We start from the raw sequence: 19,186 nt of genomic DNA on the forward strand, positions 1-19,186 counted from the left end.
ACGCTCCCGGCCCGAGGGCGGGGATCTGCACGCTGGAGGCAATCGATGAGCTCCACCTCAGCGGGCGCGGCGGCGTCCGGGTCCGGACCGGGCCCCGGCTCCGCCGTGATGGGCGTGCTCCAGCGGCTGGGCCGCTCGCTCATGCTCCCGATCGCGGTTCTCCCCGCCGCCGGTCTGCTGCTCCGGCTGGGCCAGGACGACCTGCTCGGCCGTACGGACAACGCCTTCCTCGACGACGCCGCCCACGTGCTCGGCACCGCGGGCGGCACGCTCTTCGACAACCTGCCCGTCCTGTTCGCGATCGGCGTGGCCATCGGGTTCGCCAGGAAGGCCGACGGCTCCACCGCACTGGCCGGGCTCGTCGGCTACCTCGTCTTCCACGCCGTCAGCATGAAGATGTTCTTCACGCTGTTCGACGACGGCCTGAAGGAGTCGATCACCACGCAGGTCTTCGACCCGTCCACCCCGGGCGTACCGAAGATCGTGCTCGACCTCGGCGCGCAGAACCCGACCGGGGTGCTCGGCGGCATCGCCATGGGCCTGGTCTCCGCGACCCTCTGGCAGCGCTTCCACCGGACGAAGCTCCCCACCGCGCTGGCGTTCTTCAGCGGCCGCCGCCTGGTCCCGATCCTCACCGCCTTCGCCGGACTGGTGATCGGGGTGGCCGTCGGGTTCGTCTGGCCCGTCCTGGGCGGCTGGGTCCGCGCCTTCGGGGTCTGGCTCGCCGAGAACAGCACGCTCGGAGCCAGCGTCTACGGCATGGTCAACCGGGCGCTGCTCCCCCTCGGCCTGCACCACATCGTCAACAACATCGTCTGGACCCAGGTCCCCGCCTGCGTGACGGAGACCGGCAAGCGGCTCGCGGGCGACCTGGTCTGCTTCAACAACGGCGTCCAGGGCTACGGCGGCTTCGAGGCCGGTTTCTACCCGGTCCTGATGTTCGGCCTGCCCGCCGCGGCGATCGCCATCTGGCGGGCCGCCCCGCCGCACCGGCGCACCGCGGTCGGCTCCATCATGGTCTCGGCCGCGCTCACCGCCTTCCTCACCGGGATCACCGAGCCGATCGAGTTCGCCTTCATCTTCGTGGCGCCGGTCCTGTTCGTCGCGCACATCGTTCTGACCGGCGTCTCCCTGGCCGTCGCCTCGGCGCTGGGGGCCAAGCTCGCCTTCGGCTTCTCCTCCGGCCTGATCGACCTCGGCCTGTACGGCACCGCCCCGAACGCGCACGGGGTGCCGGTCCTCATCGCCATGGGACTGGTCTACGCGGTGGTCTACTACGCGGTGTTCGGCTTCCTGATCAGACGCCTGGACATCATGACGCCGGGCCGCGAGCCCGAGCCGGACATGGACTCCGGCGGCTCCGGCGGCTCCGGCGGCTCCGGGGACGCGTCGCCGGGCCGCGCGCCCGAACCGAACATGGACTCCGATGGCCCCGGCGGCTCCGGCGATGCGTCGCCGGGCCGCGCGCCCGGAGCCGCCGGCTCCTGAACCCGCCCCCTCCCGGGAACCCCACCGTCCTCCGGACCCTCCTCCGGGGAACCCCGGCCGGCTCCTGGCCCCGCCCCCCCTCTCGGGAACCCCTGTCGACTCCGTGAAACCGGTTCCGGTCATCCTCCGGAAACCGCGAACGCGTCCGGAACCCGTTTCCCTGTGGGCGGGAACCACTCCAGCTTGAGGCGATCTTCTCCGCACAACGGACGGAACGGCCGCAGTTCTCCGGAAAGCTGGTGCGCGACGTATCTGGGCGGGGGACCGGAAACTCCTAGAGGTGTCAGTTCCGCACCGAACCTTCGAACCGGAGTCGCCATGTCCCCCGCGCCGTCCCCCGTGCCACTCCCCCGGATCGCCCCGTCGCCCCTGGCCGAGCCGCCCGGCGACGACGAGCGGGCCGTCCGCACGTCCCCGGCCGCTCCGCCGTACGTGCAGGGCACCCTCGCCCTCGCCCACGAGCCGGAGCCCGCCGCCCCCGCGATCCGGCGGCCGCTGGTCTGGGGGCCGCCCGGCGCGGCCCCGGACGAGCGGCGGCTGCGGGCCCTGGCGCAGGCGGTGGCCGAGATCCTGGCCGGACGACGGCCCCCGGCGAGCGTCGCCCGCCACCTGACCCGCCGGGCCCACGCGGAACTGATCCGCACAGGGAAGATCATCGACTGCCCTCGGCCCCCGCTGGTGGGCGCGCCGCACATCTCCCAGCCCCGCGACGGGGCGGTGGAGATGTGCGTGCTCGTACGCTGCGGCGAGCGCTCCCGCGGGCTGGCCCTCAGGCTGGAGCGCCGGGGCGTGCAGTGGCTGTGCACCGGCTTCGAGACGACCCCCTGACTCGCCGTTCCCGGCCCCCGTACCGGGGGCCGGGAACCCCGCGGGAGCATCCACCGCCCGGGTCAGGAAGCGGCCCGGGTCAGGAAGCGGCGTGGGCGCTCAGCCGGGCTCGTGGCGCCGGAGAGCCGCCGGGCGCGCACGCACCCGGGCCTTGTCGCCCTGTGGGCCGAAGATGTGGAGGATCTCGACGGGGGTGTCGCCGCTCGGGCCGAACCAGTGCGGCTCGGCCGTGTCGAACTCGGCCACCTCGCCGGGGCGGAGCGTGAGCTCGCGCTCCCCGAGCACCAGCAGCAGCTCGCCCGCGAGGACGAAGAGCCACTCGTAGCCGGCGTGGGTGACGAGTTTGCGGGGCTTGGGGGCGATCACCTGTTTGAAGACCCGCAGACGGCCCGGATACTGCGTCAGCGGCACCAGGACGCTTCCGTTGCGGTGCCGGCGCGGGGTCAGGTGGACCCGCGGGTCGCCGGTCGCCGGGGCGGCGATGAGCCGGTCGAGCGCGACGCGGTGCGCCCGCGCGATCGGTATGAGGAGTTCGAGGGTCGGGCGTCTCCTGCCGGACTCGACCCGCGACAGGCCGCTGACCGAGATGCCGGTCGCCGCCGACAGCGCCTCAAGGGTCATGCCGCGGTCACGGCGCAGCGCGCGCAGGCGCGGACCGATGGCGGCGAGCGTCTGCTCCAGTTCGGCGTCCATGCCCGGCAGTCTGGCCGGGCCCGCGGGTTCTTTGCAATCTTCGCAAAATTCCTACCCGATCCGTTCCCGGCGGCCCGACATTGTCATCCGGGCCCGCGGGGTCCCGAGGCCGCGAGCGTCTGCGCGGCGCCACGTGAGGAGTGATCATGAAAACGGAATCCGGCGTGCCCGAGCGTTGGACGGTGCTGGCGGTCTGCTGCCTGAGCCTGTTCCTGGTCGGGCTGGACACGACGGCCGTGAACGTCGGCCTGCCGTCGATCGGCGCCGGCCTGCAGGTGGGGACCCGCGGGCTGGAGTGGGTGGTCGACGCGTACACGCTCGTGCTGGCCGGCCTGCTCATCTCGTCCGGCGCGCTGGCCGACCGCATCGGACGGCGGCGCGTGTTCCGGCTCGGGCTGGCCGTCTTCGGCGCCGCGTCCGCGGCGTGCGCGCTCGCACCGACCGTCGGCGTGCTGGTCGCGGCCCGCGCGGTGCAGGGGGTTGGCGGGTCGATGCTCAGCCCGGTGGCGCTCGCGATCGTCGTCAACGCGATCACCGAGCCGAGGGAGCGGGCCCGCGCGATCGGCGTGTGGGCGGCCGTCTTCGGCGCCAGCATGGCCGCCGGGCCCGTCGTGGGCGGCGCGCTGGTCTCGGAGTTCGGCTGGCGGTCGGTCTTCTGGATCAACGTGCCGATCGTCGCCCTGGCCCTGGCGCTGACGGCGGTCTTCGTGCCGGAGTCCCGCGCGGAACGGCCGCGCCGGTTCGACGGCCCCGGGCAGCTGCTGCTGACCGTCGTGGTCGGGGGAGCGGTCGCCGTGCTGATCGAGGGACCGCACATCGGGTGGGACTCGCCCGCGGCGGTCGCCGGCTGCGTCGTCACCGCCGTCGCGGCCGCTGCCTTCGTACGGATCGAGTCGCGACGCGCCGAGCCGCTCGTGGATCCCCGGCTGTTCCGCCGACCGCCGTTCACCGCCGCCGTCGTCGGCGCGGTCACCGTCTTCGTCGCCCTCAGCGCCACCCTGCTGCTCACCACCCTCTACCTCCAGGACGCCAGAGGCATGACCCCGTTGGCTGCGGGGGTCGTCACGCTCCCGATGGCCGTCGCGGCGACCGTCTGCGCGCCGCTCTCCGGGTTGCTCACCGGACGTTTCGGCGCGCGCCCGCCGCTGCTGCTCGCGGGGGGCTTCATCACGGCCGGCGGTCTCTGCCTCGTCGGCACCGGCGACCACACCGACGTCCGGTCGCTCTCCCTCGCCTGCCTCCTCGTCGGCGTCGGATTCGGGTTCGCCAACGCGCCGATCACCAACACCGCGGTCAGCGGCCTGCCGTCCGCCCGCGCAGGCGTCGCCGGCGGGATCACCTCCACCGCCCGCCAGCTCGGCTCGGCCCTCGGCATCGCCGTCGCCGGCGGCGTCATCGCCAACGCCCCACCCGCGCATCTCGCCCAGGCGGCGCGTCCCGGCTGGCTCCTCGTCGCCGGCTGCGGGCTGGTCGTGCTCGCCGTGGCCATGGCGGCCCCGGCCGCCGGTGCGCGCCGGAGACCGGAGGCGGGCGCCGAACCGGACGGGGACGGGGAGGCGGCGCACGCACGCGCGGACGCCGGACCGGACCAGAAGACGCGGGCAGCGCGGATCCGCACGGGCGCCGACCCCGGCAGAGGCTGACGGAGAACACGAATGGCGGCGGCGGACCGAAGTCCGCCGCCGCCACCGGCCGCTCTCCTACCGCCCGGACGCCGGGCTCACCGGATGTCCCGTGGCCGCAGGATCAGGCCCCCGCGTGCTTCGGGTCGCCGTGGCAGCGCTTGTACTTCTTGCCGGAGCCGCAGGGGCAGGGAGCGTTGCGCTCGACGTCGCCGTAGGCGTCCCGCTCCTCCTTCGTGCTGACCCGGGTGTGCTCCACCTCACCGGTCTCGCCGGGCGCGGTGTACTGCAGCTCGCTGGGCCGCTGCGGACCGCGCAGGCCGCGGGCGATGATGGAGCGGGCCTCCGCGACCGACTCGTCCTCGTCGGCCGCCGCCTCCTCGACGATCGGGCTGGTCTGCACCTCGACCTCGAGGTTGAACAGGTAGCCGACCGACTCCTCCTTGATGCCCTCGAGCATCTGGGAGAACATGTCGAAGCCCTCGCGCTGGTACTCGATCAGCGGGTCGCGCTGGGCCATCGCGCGCAGGCCGATGCCCTCCTGGAGATAGTCCATCTCGTAGAGGTGCTCGCGCCACTTGCGGTCCAGGACCGACAGGATGACCCGGCGCTCCAGCTCGCGCATGGCCTCCGGCCCGAGCTCCTCCTCGCGGCGGTCGTAGGCGGCCAGGGCGTCGGCCTTGACCTTCTCGGCGAGGAACCCGGCGGACAGCTCCTCGCGGCTGCCGGCCTCCTCGACGACGCCGTCGACGGTGAGGGTGATCGGGTAGAGCTGGCCGAGCGCCTTCCACAGCTTGTCGAGGTCCCACTCCTCGGCGAAGCCCTCGGCGGTGGCGCCGGCGATGTAGTCGTCGATGACGTCGCCCACGAAGCCGCGGATCTGCTCGTGCAGGTCCGCGCCCTCCAGCACGCGGCGGCGCTCGGCGTAGATCACCTTGCGCTGCCGGTTCATGACCTCGTCGTACTTCAGAACGTTCTTGCGGATCTCGAAGTTCTGCTGCTCGACCTGGTGCTGGGCGGAGGCGATGGCCTTGGAGACGATGCCCGACTCGATCGGGACGTCGTCCGGGATGTTCAGCCGCGTCATGATCATCTCGACCCGGGCCGAGTTGAACAGGCGCATCAGGTCGTCCTCGAGCGAGAGGTAGAAGCGCGACTCGCCCGGGTCGCCCTGCCGGCCGGATCGACCGCGGAGCTGGTTGTCGATGCGGCGCGACTCGTGCCGCTCGGTGCCCAGGACGTAGAGGCCGCCGAGCTCGGTGACCTCCTCGTGCTCGGCCTTGACGGCCGCCTTGGCCCTCTCCAGCGCCTCGGCCCAGGCCTTCTCGTACTCCTCCGGCGTCTCGACCGGGTCCAGGCCGCGGCTGCGCAGCTCCTGGTCGGCGCGGAACTCGGTGCTGCCGCCGAGCTTGATGTCGGTGCCGCGGCCGGCCATGTTGGTGGCGACGGTGACGGCGTGCTTGCGGCCCGCCTCGGCGACGATGGAGGCCTCACGCGCGTGGTTCTTGGCGTTGAGCACCTCGTGCTTGACGCCCCTGCGCTTGAGCTCCCTGGACAGCCGCTCGGACTTCTCCACGCTCGTGGTGCCGACCAGGACCGGCTGGCCCTTCTCGTAACGCTCGGCGATGTCCTCAACGCAGGCCTGGAACTTGGCGTCCTCGGTCTTGTAGACCACGTCCGGCTGGTCCTTGCGGATCATCGGGCGGTTGGTCGGGATCGGGACGACGCCGAGCTTGTAGGTCTGGTGGAACTCGTTGGCCTCGGTGGCCGCGGTGCCGGTCATGCCGGCGAGCGTCTCGTAGAGGCGGAAGTAGTTCTGCAGCGTGATCGTGGCGAGAGTCTGGTTCTCGTCCTTGATCTTGACGCCTTCCTTCGCCTCGATGGCCTGGTGCATGCCCTCGTTGTAGCGGCGGCCGTGCAGGACGCGGCCGGTGAACTCGTCGACGATCAGGACCTCGCCGTCGACGACGATGTAGTCCTTGTCCTTCTTGTAGAGCTCCTTGGCCTTCAGCGCGTTGTTGAGGAAGCCGACCAGGTGGGTGTGCTCGGGCTTGTAGAGGTTGTCGATGCCGAGCCAGTCCTCGACCTTCTCCACGCCGGACTCGAAGATGCCGACCGTGCGCTTCTTCTCGTCGACGGCGTAGTCGCCGGTGCTCTCCTCGCCGTCCTTGCCCTCGGTGCCCCTGCGGAGCCGGGGAACGATCTTGGCGAACTCGCCGTACCACTTGCCGGACTGCTCGCCCGGACCGGAGATGATCAGCGGGGTCCGGGCCTCGTCGATGAGGATCGAGTCGACCTCGTCGACGACCGCGAAGTTGTGGCCGCGCTGGACGCACTCCTCCAGCGACCAGGCCATGTTGTCGCGCAGGTAGTCGAAGCCGAACTCGTTGTTCGTGCCGTAGGTGATGTCCGCGTTGTACTGCTTGCGGCGCTCGTCCGGCGGCATGTTGGCCAGGATCACGCCGACCTCGAGCCCGAGGAAGCGGTGGACGCGGCCCATCTCCTCCGCGTCGCGCTTGGCCAGGTAGTCGTTGACCGTGATGACGTGCACGCCCTTGCCGGACAGCGCGTTGAGGTAGGTCGGGAGCGTACAGGTCAGGGTCTTGCCCTCACCGGTGCGCATCTCGGAGATGTTGCCCATGTGCAGGTTGGCCCCGCCCATGATCTGCACGTCGAAGTGGCGCATGCCCAGCACGCGGCGGGCCGCCTCGCGGACGGTGGCGAAGGCCTCGGGAAGCAGATCGTCGAGGGACTCGCCGTCGGCGTGGCGCTGCTTGTACTCCTCGGTGAGCGCGCGCAGCTCGGCGTCGGTGAGGCTCGTGAAGTCGTCCTCGATGGAATTGACCTGGTCGGCGATCCGCTTGAGCTTACGCAGAAGCTTGCCTTCGCCTGCGCGAAGAATCTTGTCGAGAAAGGCTGGCACTTTAGGTAAAGCTCCTCGCAGGTCTTCCGCGGCCGGACAGGCCCGGATGAGGACGAGACATGGTTCTCCGCTGCCATCGTAGGCGGTTCCACCACCGGACACATCCACCATGGATGACGCGCCCCGCGGCCATGGTGTTCCCGGAGCGTTCCCGCGTCCCCTTCGCGGGGAGTACGGCCCAGCGTGGAGGGGTAGGTCGCCTGCTGTCGCACGTCGCACGAAAAAGACGGCGGACGCACCACCCTGCACGAGGAGACGTGGAACGTGACCGAGACCGCACCCGGCCCAGCGCCCGAGACCGGCCACGGGAGCGGCCACGGGAGCGGCCACGGCCGCGACGGTCGCGGAGACCGCGGCGGCCGTGACGACCACGGCGGCCACAGCGGCCACGGCGACCGGGGGCGCGGGGCTTCCGGCGGCCACGGAGGCAGGGCCTCCTCCTGGCTGGCCGTGACGGTGAGCGTGCTGGGCTTCGCCATCGGGGGCTTCGGGCTGACCGCCGGTCCCGACTGGTTCGTCTTCTGGCTGGGCGCGGCGGTGTGCGCGCTGGGCGGGGTCCTGCTGCTGGCCTTCGGCGCCTTCGGCGACGTCGTCGTCGACGCCCCCCGCACCCGGGCCGGACGGCAGGAGGGCGTCCTCGGCTGACCGGAACACCGCCGTAGTGTTCTCGTCGGTGTGAGGCGTTAGCCTCGCCTCATGCTGATGCGGTGTTTTCATCGTTCCCCCCTGGATCCCCTCGGGGGGGCGGCCGTGACGGTCACGCTCCCCGCCGACGAGGCCCGCCGGATCATCCTGCGCGCCCAGGGTCTCCTGGGCGCCGACGCCCGCCGCGGCGGCGCCTCCGCCGCCCTGCGCCGCCTGGGCGCCGTCCAGCTCGACACGATCTCCGTGCTGGCCCGTTCCCACGAGCTCGTTGCCTACGCCCGTCTCGGCGCGGTCGGCAGGCGGCAGGTCGAGCAGGCCTACTGGGACGTCCCGCCCCGCGCCTTCGAATACTGGTGCCACGCCGCCTGCATCCTGCCCCTCGACGACTGGCCCCTCTACGCCTTCCGGCGGCGCGCGTTCCGGGAGCGGAAGTACCGCTGGCACGAGGTCCCGCCGGTCGTGGACAAGGTGCTGGAGCAGGTGCGCGAGAGCGGCCCCGTCACGACCACCGACCTCGGCGGCGCCAAGAACGGCGGCCCCTGGTGGGACTGGTCCGACACCAAGATCGCCATCGAGTGGCTGCTGGACACCGGAGAGGTGGTCTGCACCCGGCGCGTCGGCTGGCGCCGCGTCTACGACCTCGCCGAGCGGGCCGTGCCCGCCGCCCTGCTGGCCGAGGACCCTGCCGACGCCGAGTGCGTCGCCCGCCTCGCCCGCACGGCCGGCCGCGCCCTCGGCGTCGCCACCCGGGCCGACCTCGTCGACTTCCTCCGCCTGACCGGCCCGCACGCCGCGCTGCTCGACGCGGCGCTCGCGGACGGCGCCGCGGGGCTCGCCGAGGTGCGGGTCGAGGGCTGGACCGGTCGTTCGGCGGTGGCCTGGGCCGACCCGGCGGCGCTGGCGGCGCCGGCCCGGGGCCGCCACCGGACCACCCTGCTCTCGCCGTTCGACTCGCTGGTCTGGGACCGCGCCCGCACCGCCCGCGTGTTCGGCTTCAACCACCGCCTGGAGGCGTACGTCCCCAAGGACAAGCGCGTCCACGGCTACTTCGCGATGCCCGTGCTGAGCGGGGGGCGGCTGATCGGCCGGGTCGACCCGGCGCGCGAGGGCTCCACCCTCGTCGCCCGCCAGATCGGTGTCGAGCCGGGGATCGACCCGCGCAGGGCGGTCGAGCCGCTGGCCGAGGCCCTGCGCGAGGCGGCGGGCTGGGTCGGCTGCGACGCCGTCCGCGTCGAGCGCGCCGAGCCCGCCCTCCGCCAGGCCCTCGCCGCGGCGATCCCCTGACCTGCGGGGCGCCGCGGATCGTGCGGCGGCCGGGTCCCGGCCGCCGCGCGGTCAGGTGATCTCGAGCATCCGCTCCCGGACCGCGTAGACCACCGCTTCCATCCGCGAGTGCAGCTGGAGTTTGTCCAGGATGTTGCGGACGTGGTTCTTCACGGTGTTCTCGGAGATGAACAGCTGCTTGGCGATCTCGCGGTTGTTCATCCCCTTGGCCACCAGGCGGAGCACCTCCATCTCCCGGTCGGTCAGCCGGGGGACGGGGAGCTGGGGAGGCCGCTCGGCCTCCTTCCGGCTCATGGTCGCGAACTCGTTGATGAGCTTCGTGGCCATCGCCGGGTTGATGAGCGACTGCCCCTCATGGACGCCGCGCACGACCTCGGGGACCTCGTCGAGCTGGACGTTCTTCAGCAGGTAGCCGGTGGCCCCCGCCTTGATCGCCTCGAAGAGGTCCTCCTCCTCGTCGCTGACGGTCAACATGATGATCCGGATGCTCGGCGCGGAGGCCTTGATCTCGCGGGTGGCCTCGATGCCGCTCCGCCGGGGCATCCGGACGTCCATGAGCACGACGTCGGGGGTGAGGCGGTCGGCGAGCTCGACCGCCTCCTGCCCGTCGCTCGCCTCGCCGACCACCTCGATGTCCGCCTCCGCGGCCAGAGCCATCTCCAGGCTGCGGCGGATCAGCGCGTGATCGTCGACGATCAGCACGCGGATCGGGTCGCCGCGCTCGGCAGCGCGGGCCGCCTCGTCGGGTTCCGTCACGCCTCCTCCTCGGGGGGCCAGAGCCGTTGGACCGCCATGATTACACGGGTTCAGGGTCCTCGGGTTGGTCGGAGAGGATCTTCGAACGCTGCGGTCAGGGCTCCACGAGCCGCAACACGCCGTAGTTGTAGCCCTTGCGCAGATAGACGACGCTGGGCAGGCCGCTCTCCTTGTCGCGGAAGAGGTAGAAGTCGTGGCCCACCAGCTCCATCTCCAGGAGGGCCTGGTCGATGGTCATCGGGTCGGCCTTGTGGAACTTCTCCCTGACCACCAGGGGGCCGTCGCCCTCCATCTCGATCGGGACGATGGTCTTGTCCTCGAGGACCTCGCCGCCGGCCTCCGGCTCCTCCTCCGCCGCCTGCAGCCGGATCCCGGCGCCGTCGGCCTCGAAGGACTCGGCCACCGCCGCGGCGGTCAGCTCGGCGACCGACGTGCCGTGGTGCACCTTGCGCCGGTCGGCCAGGCGCCGGAGCCTGCCCTCCAGCTTGCCGAGGGCGATGTCGAGGGCGGAGAAGCGGTCCTCGGCCGAGGCCTCCGCCCGGACCGCGGGACCGCGGGAGTGGATGGTGAGCTCGACCCGCTCACGCTGATCGGCCATGCGCGGGTTGCGCTCCTTGGACACCTCCACGTCGACGCGGATGAGTTTTTGGTCCAGACGCTCGATCCTGGCCAGCTTGGTCGTCACATGGTCGCGGAATCGGTCACTCACTCCGGTGTGCCGACCCTTGACGATGATGTCCATGCACAGCCCCCCTTAGGCTCTCGACTGTGGTACTGCTGCGGCACCCGCCCGGCCGACCTGGTCTTCGTCCCCACATCCGCCTGCTGAGGGTCTCGCAGCTCTTTGCCACTACTGCCCTTCTCTTCTGGCGAGGAACATCTGGCTCCTCGGGAAGGCAGGACTTACCTCTAAGCCGCACCGTGATCGGTCGACAAAAAGTCGCCTTACGTGGACCGTTTCGCCTGCGGCTGGCATCGGCTAGCCGGACCGGCCCCCTTGCGGGAGTCGATCCGGTGCAACCACGGACCCGGGCGGGTGCCATGTCTTGACGCTATCCGTATCGCGACCGAATGTCAGCCTGGCAACCGTCCCGAGGATCACTTTGGGTGATTCATCCAGGGGTTCGGGGCGCCGGAGATGACCGCTTCTGCGATGCGCCATCCCTTACGTGAAGCCTTCTCATGTCCTCCGCAGGGCACCGGAGCTGCGATTGGGACACGGAGGCGGGGTCCGCGGACGGGACCGATACTTGACCCGCCTTTTACCGGGAGTGATCGTCGCGCGCCCGCCCCCGTCGGCGTGTCGCCGCCACCGTGACGGCGACCGCCGACTCGGCGCCCGCCGCGCGGAGCGTCCGCGCGGCCTCCGCGAGCGTCGCACCGGTCGTCACGACGTCGTCGACGAGCACGATCACCGTCCCGCTCTCCAGGAGGGCCGCCATGGACGCACCGGCCCCGGGGGCGAGGCGGAACGCCGAGGAGAGGTTCTCGGCTCTCTGGAGCGCGTTCAGCCCCGCCTGGTCGGCGACCCGGCGACGCTGGGCGAGCACCTGCGCCGCGCTCGCGGGCCAGCCCGCGGCCCGGAGGTAGCCGGCCGCGAGCACGGCCAGCCGGGCCACCGGATCGTGCCCGCGCCGCCGCAGGGCCGGGCGGGCGCTGGGCACCGGGACGAGGACCACGGGGTGCCCGCCCACGGCGGTGCCGGCCGCCAGCGCCAGGGCCCCGGCCAGCGGGTGGGCCAGGGCCGTGCGGCCGTGCTCCTTGTAGGCGAGGATCGCCCGGCGCGCGGCTCCGGCGTAGACGGTGGCCGACCAGCAGTCGGGCAGGCCGGGCGGGGACGGGACCGGCATCCGGCGGGCGGGCTCGCCGCGCAGCTCCGCCGTGCAGCGGGCGCAGACGAGCACGCCGGGCGCGTCGCACCCGGCGCAGCGCGGCGGCAGGACGAGGTCGAGCAGAGCGGTCGTCACGTACACCAAAATGCCAGGTCCCACCGACAGAACCGGGGGCCGGGCGATGCCGCGGGGCCCCCGACCACCCCAGGGGGAACCCCGGCTACCCCAGGGGGAAGGCCGGGAAGGCGGGGCCGTCCCCGCCGAGGACGGCGGCGCCCTTCTCGTCCTTGACCTGCGGCTCCCAGGTGTCCCCGTCCCAGTAGAGGACCTGCAGCTTGCCGTCGTCGTCCTCGACCCCGGCCAGCAGCGAGTTGTTCTTGTTCAGAGCGGCGATGCTCCGGATCCCGGGGGGCGACGGGATGCTCTGCGACGGCTCGGCGATGAGCGAGGCCTCGAACAGCTCGGACTTGCCGGTCAGCACGTAGAGGGCCGTGCCGTCCTTCCAGGCGATGTCCTCGATGGTCTGCTTCTCGTCGCCGTCCATCGCGATCTGCAGGTTGCCGATGCGGCTGTCGGCGCGGTCTCCGACGATCGCGCCGATCATGACCTTCTCCCCGGTGCCGTCCTTGACCGCGACCGCGACCCGAACCCCGTCCCGGGCGACCTTGAGCGCGGTGACCTCGACCGTGTCCAGTTCGGGCGCGGCCACCCGGTACTGCCGCCTGTCGTCGGCGTACTGGCGCAGCACCACCGAGGTCTGCGGGCCGGTCCGGTCCACCGTCCACATCGAGTCGTAGCGGTCCCAGGAGGGCGGGACGAGGTCGTTGCCGACGGTCCACTGCTCCCACTGCCCGTCGGGGGTGAGCGGTGCGACGGAGATGCGTCTGCCGTCCTCGGACACCGCCGCCACGTGCCTCGGGGCGGAGCCGCTGATCGCCGGAGCGGCGGCGGGCGAACCGGTGTACTCCCGCCCGGCGCCGCCCGGCACCGGGCCGCCGACGTTCTCCTTGCCCAGCACCCGCAGGGCGCCGTCCTGCAGGTAGTACGGGGCGGCGTCCACCGCCGCCATCCACCGGTCGAACCTCAGGTGCTCCTGGGCGTCGATGTACAGCGGGACGCCGGAGCGGTACGGCTCGCCGTTCACCCGCACCTCGAAGCTCGAACCGCCGGCGAGCTTGGAGAGCGTCCCCGCCAGCTGGGCGGACATCGCGGCGGCCCGGTCGGCGGGCACCCCCTCGGTCAGGTCGACGACGACCCGGTTGTTCTCCGTGGTGACGTCGATGAGCCCGGTGCCGGTGTCGAAGGCCGTCTCCACCGCGCCCCGCAGGGACCCGCTCGGCCCCTTGATCAACCGCTCGACCGTCGTCTTGGCGAGGGTCGAGGCCGGGTCGACGGGCATCTGGACCCGGTCGATCACCAGGCCCTGCCGCTTGGTGTCCAGGAAGTACAGGTCCACCGGCTCGTAGGCCCGCTCGACGTCGGCCTGCGAGAGCAGCAGCCCGTCCGGGCCCGCGCTGATCCGCCAGCCCTTGGGCCCCTTGACGAGGGTGAAGAGCTCGTCCAGCGTGCCGCCCCGCGGCCGGTACTGGCCGTCCTGGTCGATGCTCGCCGTCACGGCGCCCTTGAGCGTGACCCTGGCCTCCGTGGCGCCCTCGGCCAGCGGCGCCGTCACGGACGGGGCCGGCTGGTAGACCGTCACCCCGGTCTCCGGCTTCCACCGCGCGGCGAAGTCGTCGGTGAGGTACCGGCGGGCGGCCGCGTACCGGACGTCGCCGATGCTCGCCATCGCGGCGCGGAACCCCGTGACGACCTGCTCGGGCGTCCAGGAGGGGTTCGGCTCCATGGCGATCACCCGGGCGTACGGCGGGTCGAGGGGGTTGCCCTGGTCCCGGTCCTCCACGACCGTGGACCGGCCGGTCGGCACGACCGAGCAGGCGGCCGCCGACCAGGACAGCGCGGCGGCCAGGAGCACGGCGCCCGCGCGCCGCCGCGTCCGGCTAGTCCGCATCCTGTCCTCCGTCCGCCGCCGCCGGAGAGAGCACCGGCGTCATGTGTCCCCGCCACGTCCGCCGCATCTCCACCTCCGGCGGGACCAGCGGCAGCGGCGACCCCCGCAGCGGGACCCCGGCCGTCCGGGGCAGCGAGAGCCGGAACTGCGACCCCTCGCCCGGCGCGCCCCACGCCTGGAGCCAGCCGCCGTGCAGCATCGCGTCCTCGCGGGAGATGGCCAGGCCCAGGCCGGTGCCGCCGATGGTCCGCGCCCGGGACGGGTCGGCCCGCCAGAACCGGTCGAAGACCATGGTCTCCTCGCCCGGCTTCAGGCCCACCCCGTAGTCCCGCACCGCCACCGCGACCGCGTCCCGGTCGGCCCCGACCGAGACGACGACGTCCCTGCCCTCGCCGTGCTCGATCGCGTTGAACAGCAGGTTGCGCAGGATGCGCTCGACCCGCCGGCTGTCCATCTCGGCCATGCACGGCTCACCGGGCAGGCGCAGGTCGAAGCGGGTGGAGTGGCGCTCGGCCAGGGCCTCGGAGTCGGCGACGGCGCGCAGCACCACGTCGCGCACGTCGACCGAGTCGACGTCGAGCGTCGCGGCCCCCGCGTCGTAGCGGCTGATCTCCAGCAGGTCGGCCAGCATCGACTCGAACCGCTCCAGCTGGTTCTGCATCAGCTCCGCCGAGCGGGCGGCCATCGGGTCGAAGTCCTCGCGGGCGTCGTAGAGCAGGTCGGCGGCCATCCGCACGGTGGTGAGCGGGGTGCGCAGCTCGTGCGAGACGTCGGAGACGAACTGCCGCTGGACCTGGGAGAGCTCCTCCAGCTGATGGATCTTGAGCGCCAGGTTGGCCGCCATCTCGTTGAACGAGGTGCCCAGGCGGGCGAGGTCGTCCTCGCCCCGCACCTTGAGCCGCTCGTCCAGCTTCCCGGAGGCCAGGCGCTCGGCGGCCTGCCGCGCGAGCCGTACCGGGATGACCACCTGCCGGGTGACCAGCGAGGCGATCGCGGCGAGCAGCAGCACCAGCCCGGATCCGACCACGATGAGCATCTGCTGGAGCGACCCCAGCATCTTCTCCTCGCGGTCCAGCGGGACCAGGTGGTAGATCTCGTAACCGCCGTCGAGCCGCGGCGCGCCGATGGTGTCCAGGCGCGTGCCGATCACCACTCCGGGGACCGCGTCGGCCCTGCCCTCGTAGTACAGCGGGAGGAACCAGGGGGCGTTCCGGCCCGGCTCGTTCTTCTTCACCTCGGCGCGGAGCCGGTCGGGCACGCTCCGCGGGTCGATGTTGGTGGTCCCGAAGAACTCCCCCGGCAGGTTCTCGTTGCGGATGATCACCGAGTAGCGGCTCGCCGAGCCCGCCCGCTCGGCCAGCGCCTGGGTGGCCCGGCTGAGCGGGCTGTCCCCTCCGCCCTGCGGCGCCTCCCCCTGGTCGGCGGGGCGCTCGGAGGTGTCGTTCTCCGGCTGGGTCAGGAAGCCGAGGACCGCGTTGCGGTCGGCCTGCGCCTCGCTGATCGCGGCCCGCACCCGCGACTCCAGCACCGACTGCTGGATCTGCTGCATGAGGAAGACGCCCAGCACCGCGACCACCACGATGGAGATGACCATGGTGCTGGTGACCACGCGCAGCTGCAGGGAGCGCCAGAAGACCCGGCGCAGCCGGCCGGCGGCGCGCCGGGTGCGCCGCCGGACCCCCCGCACCAGCTGGCGCGGGGTGCGGCGGTGCTTCTTCGCGGGGACCATGTCGGATTCCGAGGGGAGCCGGGAGGAGCCTGGGGGCTCTTCAGGCGGGTCCGGCCTTGTAGCCCACGCCGCGGACCGTCACCACGATCTCCGGGTGCTCCGGGTCCTTCTCGATCTTGGCGCGGAGCCGCTGGACGTGCACGTTGACCAGGCGGGTGTCGGCCGCGTGCCGGTAGCCCCAGACCTGCTCCAGCAGGACCTCGCGGGTGAAGACCTGGCGCGGCTTGCGGGCGAGCGCGACCAGCAGGTCGAACTCCAGCGGGGTGAGGTTGATGGTCTCCTCCTCCCGCTTGACGGAGTGGCCGGCCACGTCGATGGTGATGTCGCCGATCTGCAGGATCTCGGGCGTCGGCTCGTCCGTGCGGCGCAGCCGCGCGCGGACCCGGGCCACCAGCTCCTTGGGCTTGAACGGCTTGACGATGTAGTCGTCGGCGCCGGACTCCAGGCCCAGCACCACGTCGATGGTGTCGCTCTTGGCCGTCAGCATGACGATCGGGACGCCGGACTCCGCGCGGATCCTGCGGCACACGTCGATGCCGTCGGCGCCGGGCAGCATCAGGTCCAGCAGCACCAGGTCCGGCCGGGTGTCGCGGAACGCGTCGAGCGCCTTGTCCCCGTCGGAGACGAAGGAAGGTTCGAACCCCTCTCCGCGCAGCACGATGCCGAGCATCTCGGCGAGAGCGGCGTCGTCGTCGACGACCAGCACGCGTCCTTTCATGGCCCCTCATTCGTTTTACGCAGTTAGGGAGTATCTATGGCAAACCACACGATTACTGAAGGTTACCCTTGTCCGGCCACCAGATGACACGATCCACCATTCGGCCGCCCGGGTGCTGAATCTTAGGCGTATCGCCACGTGGAACACACGGCGATCCCCCACCCCGTCGGCCGCCTCCGCCCCGGCGACTGCGGGCGCCGGGAGACGGGGACGGCCTCCTTCCCAGTCTGCGGCAGACGACGGCGTCTCTGCCATCCCTCCGGCATCTCCCGCCGGGTTCCGCCCGGGAAAACACGGCGGGATCCCCCGAACGGCCCGATGCGGTAGCCGACATGCCAGGATTGGGATATGTCAGACGGTCACGGCTCCAGTCCCGACACGCCATCCGGCTGGGCGTCCAACCAGCCGCCGCCGTACGGCGGGCAGGGCCCGGCGCCGTGGGCCGCGCCCGGCGCCGGCGGGACGCCCCCTCCCCCCGGACCCCCGCCCCAGCAGGGCCCGTACGGCCGACAGCCCCCGCCCCCGGGCGGACAGCCGTACGGCCAGCCCCCGCCCCCCGGCCAGCCCTACGGCGGGCAGCCGTACGGACAGCAGCCCTACGGCGGAGCACCGTACGGGCAGCAGGCGTACGGCGCGGCGCCCGGGCCCTACGGCTACGGGACCCCGCCCGCGCTCAAGCCCGGCGTCATCCCGCTGCGGCCGCTGACCCTCGGCGACATCTACAACGGCGCGGTCCAGTTCATCCGCGACAACCCCAAGGCGACCCTCGGGCTCTCGGCCGTGGTGGCCGTCGCCCTGCAGGTCATCTCCTTGATCATCACGGTGGTCATCCTCGGCTCCCTGGCGGTCACGCTCACCGACATGATCACCTCGCCGGGCCGGTCAGGCGACCCCGACCAGGTCCTCGCCGTGATGGGCGGCGCCATCGCGGGCGTGTTCGCCGGCGTCCTCGCCACCCTCGTCATCCAGATGATCGGGACCGTGCTGCTGAGCGGCATGCTGACCAGCGTGCTGGGGCGCGCGGTCTTCGGCGAGCACATCTCGATCGGGGAGGCCTGGCGGCTCACCCGCGGCCGGGTGCTGCCCCTGCTGGGTCTGGCCGTCCTGTCGGCGGTCATGGTCTACGGCGCCTTCATCGCGATCTTCCTCGTCGGCAACGTCCTGCTCGCCGTCCTCATCGCGGCGAGCGGGCCCGCCTGGCTCGCCATCCTGCTCTTCATCGCCTGCCTGCTGGGGGCCGTCGTCGTGGCGGCGTTCCTCTACACCAAGCTCAGCCTGGCCGGACCGGTGGTCGTGCTGGAGCGGGCCGGGGTGGGCGCCGCGATAGGCCGGTCGTTCCACCTCGTCAAGGGCGACTTCTGGCGGGTCTTCGGCATCCTCCTGCTGACCGCGATCGTCACCGGCCTGGTCGGCATGGTCATGGGCCTGCCGTTCACCTTCGCCGGCGAGGCGGTCAGCCCCGCCGACCCCCTCACCGGGATCCAGACGGGGATCGCCGGCCTCGCACTGGCCGGGCTGGGCGGCATCATCGCCTCGACGATCACCTACCCCTTCTCCGCCGCCGTCACCGCCCTGCTCTACGCCGACCGCAGGATGCGCGGCGAGGCGTTCGACCTGGTGCTGCAGACCGCCGCCACGGACCGCGGGCGGGGCCTCGGCACGTCCCCCGAGGACCTGTGGCACCCGTCCCACGCCGCGAGCCACCAGGCCCACGGCTACGGAGCCCCGCAGTCGTACGGCCACCCCGGCCACGGAGCCCCGCCCCAGGGTCCCGCCCAGGGCTACGGCGGGCCCGGGCAGGGCTACGGGGGCGGCTACCCGCCCCAGGACCCCGGGCAGGGTTACGGCCACCCGCCCCAGGACCCCGGAGCATGGCCGCGGTGACCGTCCCGCCCGTCGTCCCGCTGACCGACGGCGTCCCGGTCGACATCGCCCGCGACGCCGCCAGGGAGGCCGCCGTCCGCGAGCTGGCCAGGCCGATCTACCCGAGGGAGTCCTGGTGGGAGCGGATCTCCGGCGCCGTCCGGGACTGGCTGGAGGACCTCCTCGACGCCGCCTCCGGGCTGCCTGGCGGATGGTTCTCGATCCTCCTGCTGGCCTTCGTCATCCTGCTCGTCGCCCTCCCCGTCCTGTCGATGGCGCGCAGGGCGACCCGCGCCCGGACCGTCCGCCGGGGCGAGCTGTTCGAGGCGGCGGTCCGCTCGGCCGCCGAGCACCGGGCGGAGGCCGAGCGGCACGCGGCCGGGCAGCGGTGGGCGGAGGCGATCAGGGAGCGCCTGCGGGCCGTCGCCCGCGACCTGGAGGAGCGGGCCGTCGTCGAGGAACTGCCCGGCCGCACCGCGGACGAGCTGGCCGCAGAGGCGGGCCGGGCACTGCCCGGCTTCGCCGGTGAGCTGACGGCGGCCGCCCGGCTCTTCGACGACGTCACCTACGGCGACCTGCCCGGCACCGCCGAGGGCTACGGGCGCCTGGCCGACCTGGACGACCGGCTCCGCACCGCCAGGCCGGTGCTGTCGGGGCACCCGGGAGGAACCCCGTGACCGCCGGCACCCCCGCCTCCCCGCACGGGGGCCCGGAAGCCTCCCCACGCGGGGGTCCGGAAGCCTCCTCGCGCGGGACCGCCGACGTCGCCGTCCCCGGGCAGCCCGTGCCCGGGGACG

General features: G+C 72.6%; 15 protein-coding genes. 7 read left to right on the forward strand and 8 right to left on the reverse strand.

The genetic code is table 11. The features are described 5' to 3' along the window. Positions 1 to 45: 45 nt before the first annotated feature. A complete protein-coding gene (locus tag IEZ07_RS08590) occupies positions 46 to 1,488 on the forward strand; it encodes a PTS transporter subunit EIIC (RefSeq protein ID WP_191894254.1) in 1,443 nt (480 codons plus the stop codon). Positions 1,489 to 1,806: 318 nt separating this feature from the next. Beyond that, complete coding sequence (locus IEZ07_RS08595; RefSeq protein ID WP_191894255.1) at positions 1,807 to 2,316, forward strand: Rv3235 family protein; 510 nt, start codon at positions 1,807 to 1,809, stop codon at positions 2,314 to 2,316. Positions 2,317 to 2,415: 99 nt separating this feature from the next. Here IEZ07_RS08595 and IEZ07_RS08600 read toward each other — a convergent pair whose 3' ends face one another. After that, positions 2,416 to 3,009, reverse strand: a complete 594-nt coding sequence (locus tag IEZ07_RS08600) for a helix-turn-helix transcriptional regulator (protein WP_068894579.1) — start codon at positions 3,007 to 3,009, stop codon at positions 2,416 to 2,418. A 146-nt stretch (positions 3,010 to 3,155) separates the two neighbouring features. Here IEZ07_RS08600 and IEZ07_RS08605 point away from each other — a divergent pair, with 146 nt between their 5' ends. Then, the gene (locus IEZ07_RS08605; protein ID WP_191894256.1) at positions 3,156 to 4,652 is read left to right on the forward strand and encodes an MFS transporter; all 1,497 of its coding nucleotides are present in this window, start codon (positions 3,156 to 3,158) and stop codon (positions 4,650 to 4,652) included. Positions 4,653 to 4,755: 103 nt separating this feature from the next. Here the strand turns inward: IEZ07_RS08605 and secA are convergent, their stop codons facing one another. Next, positions 4,756 to 7,554, reverse strand: a complete 2,799-nt coding sequence (gene secA, locus IEZ07_RS08610; protein WP_068894578.1) for a preprotein translocase subunit SecA — start codon at positions 7,552 to 7,554, stop codon at positions 4,756 to 4,758. Between the two features lie 264 nt (positions 7,555 to 7,818). Here secA and IEZ07_RS35540 point away from each other — a divergent pair, with 264 nt between their 5' ends. Together IEZ07_RS35540 and IEZ07_RS08620 are read left to right on the forward strand one after the other, a co-directional pair. Then, positions 7,819 to 8,199 carry an HGxxPAAW family protein gene (locus IEZ07_RS35540; RefSeq protein WP_239319703.1) on the forward strand — a complete coding sequence of 127 codons (381 nt, stop codon included), beginning with the start codon at positions 7,819 to 7,821 and terminating at the stop codon, positions 8,197 to 8,199. A gap of 105 nt (positions 8,200 to 8,304) precedes the next feature. Then, the gene (locus IEZ07_RS08620) at positions 8,305 to 9,483 is read left to right on the forward strand and encodes a winged helix-turn-helix domain-containing protein (protein ID WP_239319705.1); all 1,179 of its coding nucleotides are present in this window, start codon (positions 8,305 to 8,307) and stop codon (positions 9,481 to 9,483) included. A 51-nt stretch (positions 9,484 to 9,534) separates the two neighbouring features. Here IEZ07_RS08620 and IEZ07_RS08625 read toward each other — a convergent pair whose 3' ends face one another. From IEZ07_RS08625 to mtrA, 6 genes are all read right to left on the reverse strand, one after another. After that, a complete protein-coding gene (locus IEZ07_RS08625; protein WP_189235314.1) occupies positions 9,535 to 10,239 on the reverse strand; it encodes a response regulator in 705 nt (234 codons plus the stop codon). Positions 10,240 to 10,333: 94 nt separating this feature from the next. Further along, on the reverse strand, positions 10,334 to 10,981 hold the full coding sequence (hpf, locus tag IEZ07_RS08630; RefSeq protein WP_191894257.1) for a ribosome hibernation-promoting factor, HPF/YfiA family: 648 nt from the start codon (positions 10,979 to 10,981) through the stop codon (positions 10,334 to 10,336). A gap of 520 nt (positions 10,982 to 11,501) precedes the next feature. Continuing rightward, on the reverse strand, positions 11,502 to 12,206 hold the full coding sequence (locus IEZ07_RS08635) for a ComF family protein (RefSeq protein ID WP_191894258.1): 705 nt from the start codon (positions 12,204 to 12,206) through the stop codon (positions 11,502 to 11,504). Positions 12,207 to 12,291: 85 nt separating this feature from the next. Further along, a complete protein-coding gene (locus IEZ07_RS08640; RefSeq protein WP_084008002.1) occupies positions 12,292 to 14,079 on the reverse strand; it encodes an LpqB family beta-propeller domain-containing protein in 1,788 nt (595 codons plus the stop codon). After that, complete coding sequence (mtrB, locus tag IEZ07_RS08645) at positions 14,069 to 15,808, reverse strand: MtrAB system histidine kinase MtrB (RefSeq protein ID WP_191894259.1); 1,740 nt, start codon at positions 15,806 to 15,808, stop codon at positions 14,069 to 14,071. The genes IEZ07_RS08640 and mtrB overlap by 11 nt, the downstream gene beginning before the upstream one ends. 40 nt (positions 15,809 to 15,848) lie before the next feature. Continuing rightward, positions 15,849 to 16,526, reverse strand: a complete 678-nt coding sequence (mtrA, locus tag IEZ07_RS08650; protein ID WP_030907316.1) for an MtrAB system response regulator MtrA — start codon at positions 16,524 to 16,526, stop codon at positions 15,849 to 15,851. Positions 16,527 to 16,874: 348 nt separating this feature from the next. On the opposite strand from mtrA, the gene IEZ07_RS08655 reads away from it, so the two are divergent. Together IEZ07_RS08655 and IEZ07_RS08660 are read left to right on the forward strand one after the other, a co-directional pair. Further along, the gene (locus IEZ07_RS08655; RefSeq protein WP_191894260.1) at positions 16,875 to 18,410 is read left to right on the forward strand and encodes a DUF7847 domain-containing protein; all 1,536 of its coding nucleotides are present in this window, start codon (positions 16,875 to 16,877) and stop codon (positions 18,408 to 18,410) included. Further along, entirely contained in the window at positions 18,407 to 19,066 is a 660-nt protein-coding gene (locus IEZ07_RS08660) for a DUF4129 domain-containing protein (protein WP_239319708.1), read from the forward strand. The genes IEZ07_RS08655 and IEZ07_RS08660 overlap by 4 nt, the downstream gene beginning before the upstream one ends. Positions 19,067 to 19,186: the final 120 nt, after the last annotated feature.

It is taken from the genome of Planomonospora parontospora, assembly GCA_014647935.1.
GTDB lineage: Bacteria > Actinomycetota > Actinomycetes > Streptosporangiales > Streptosporangiaceae > Planomonospora > Planomonospora parontospora.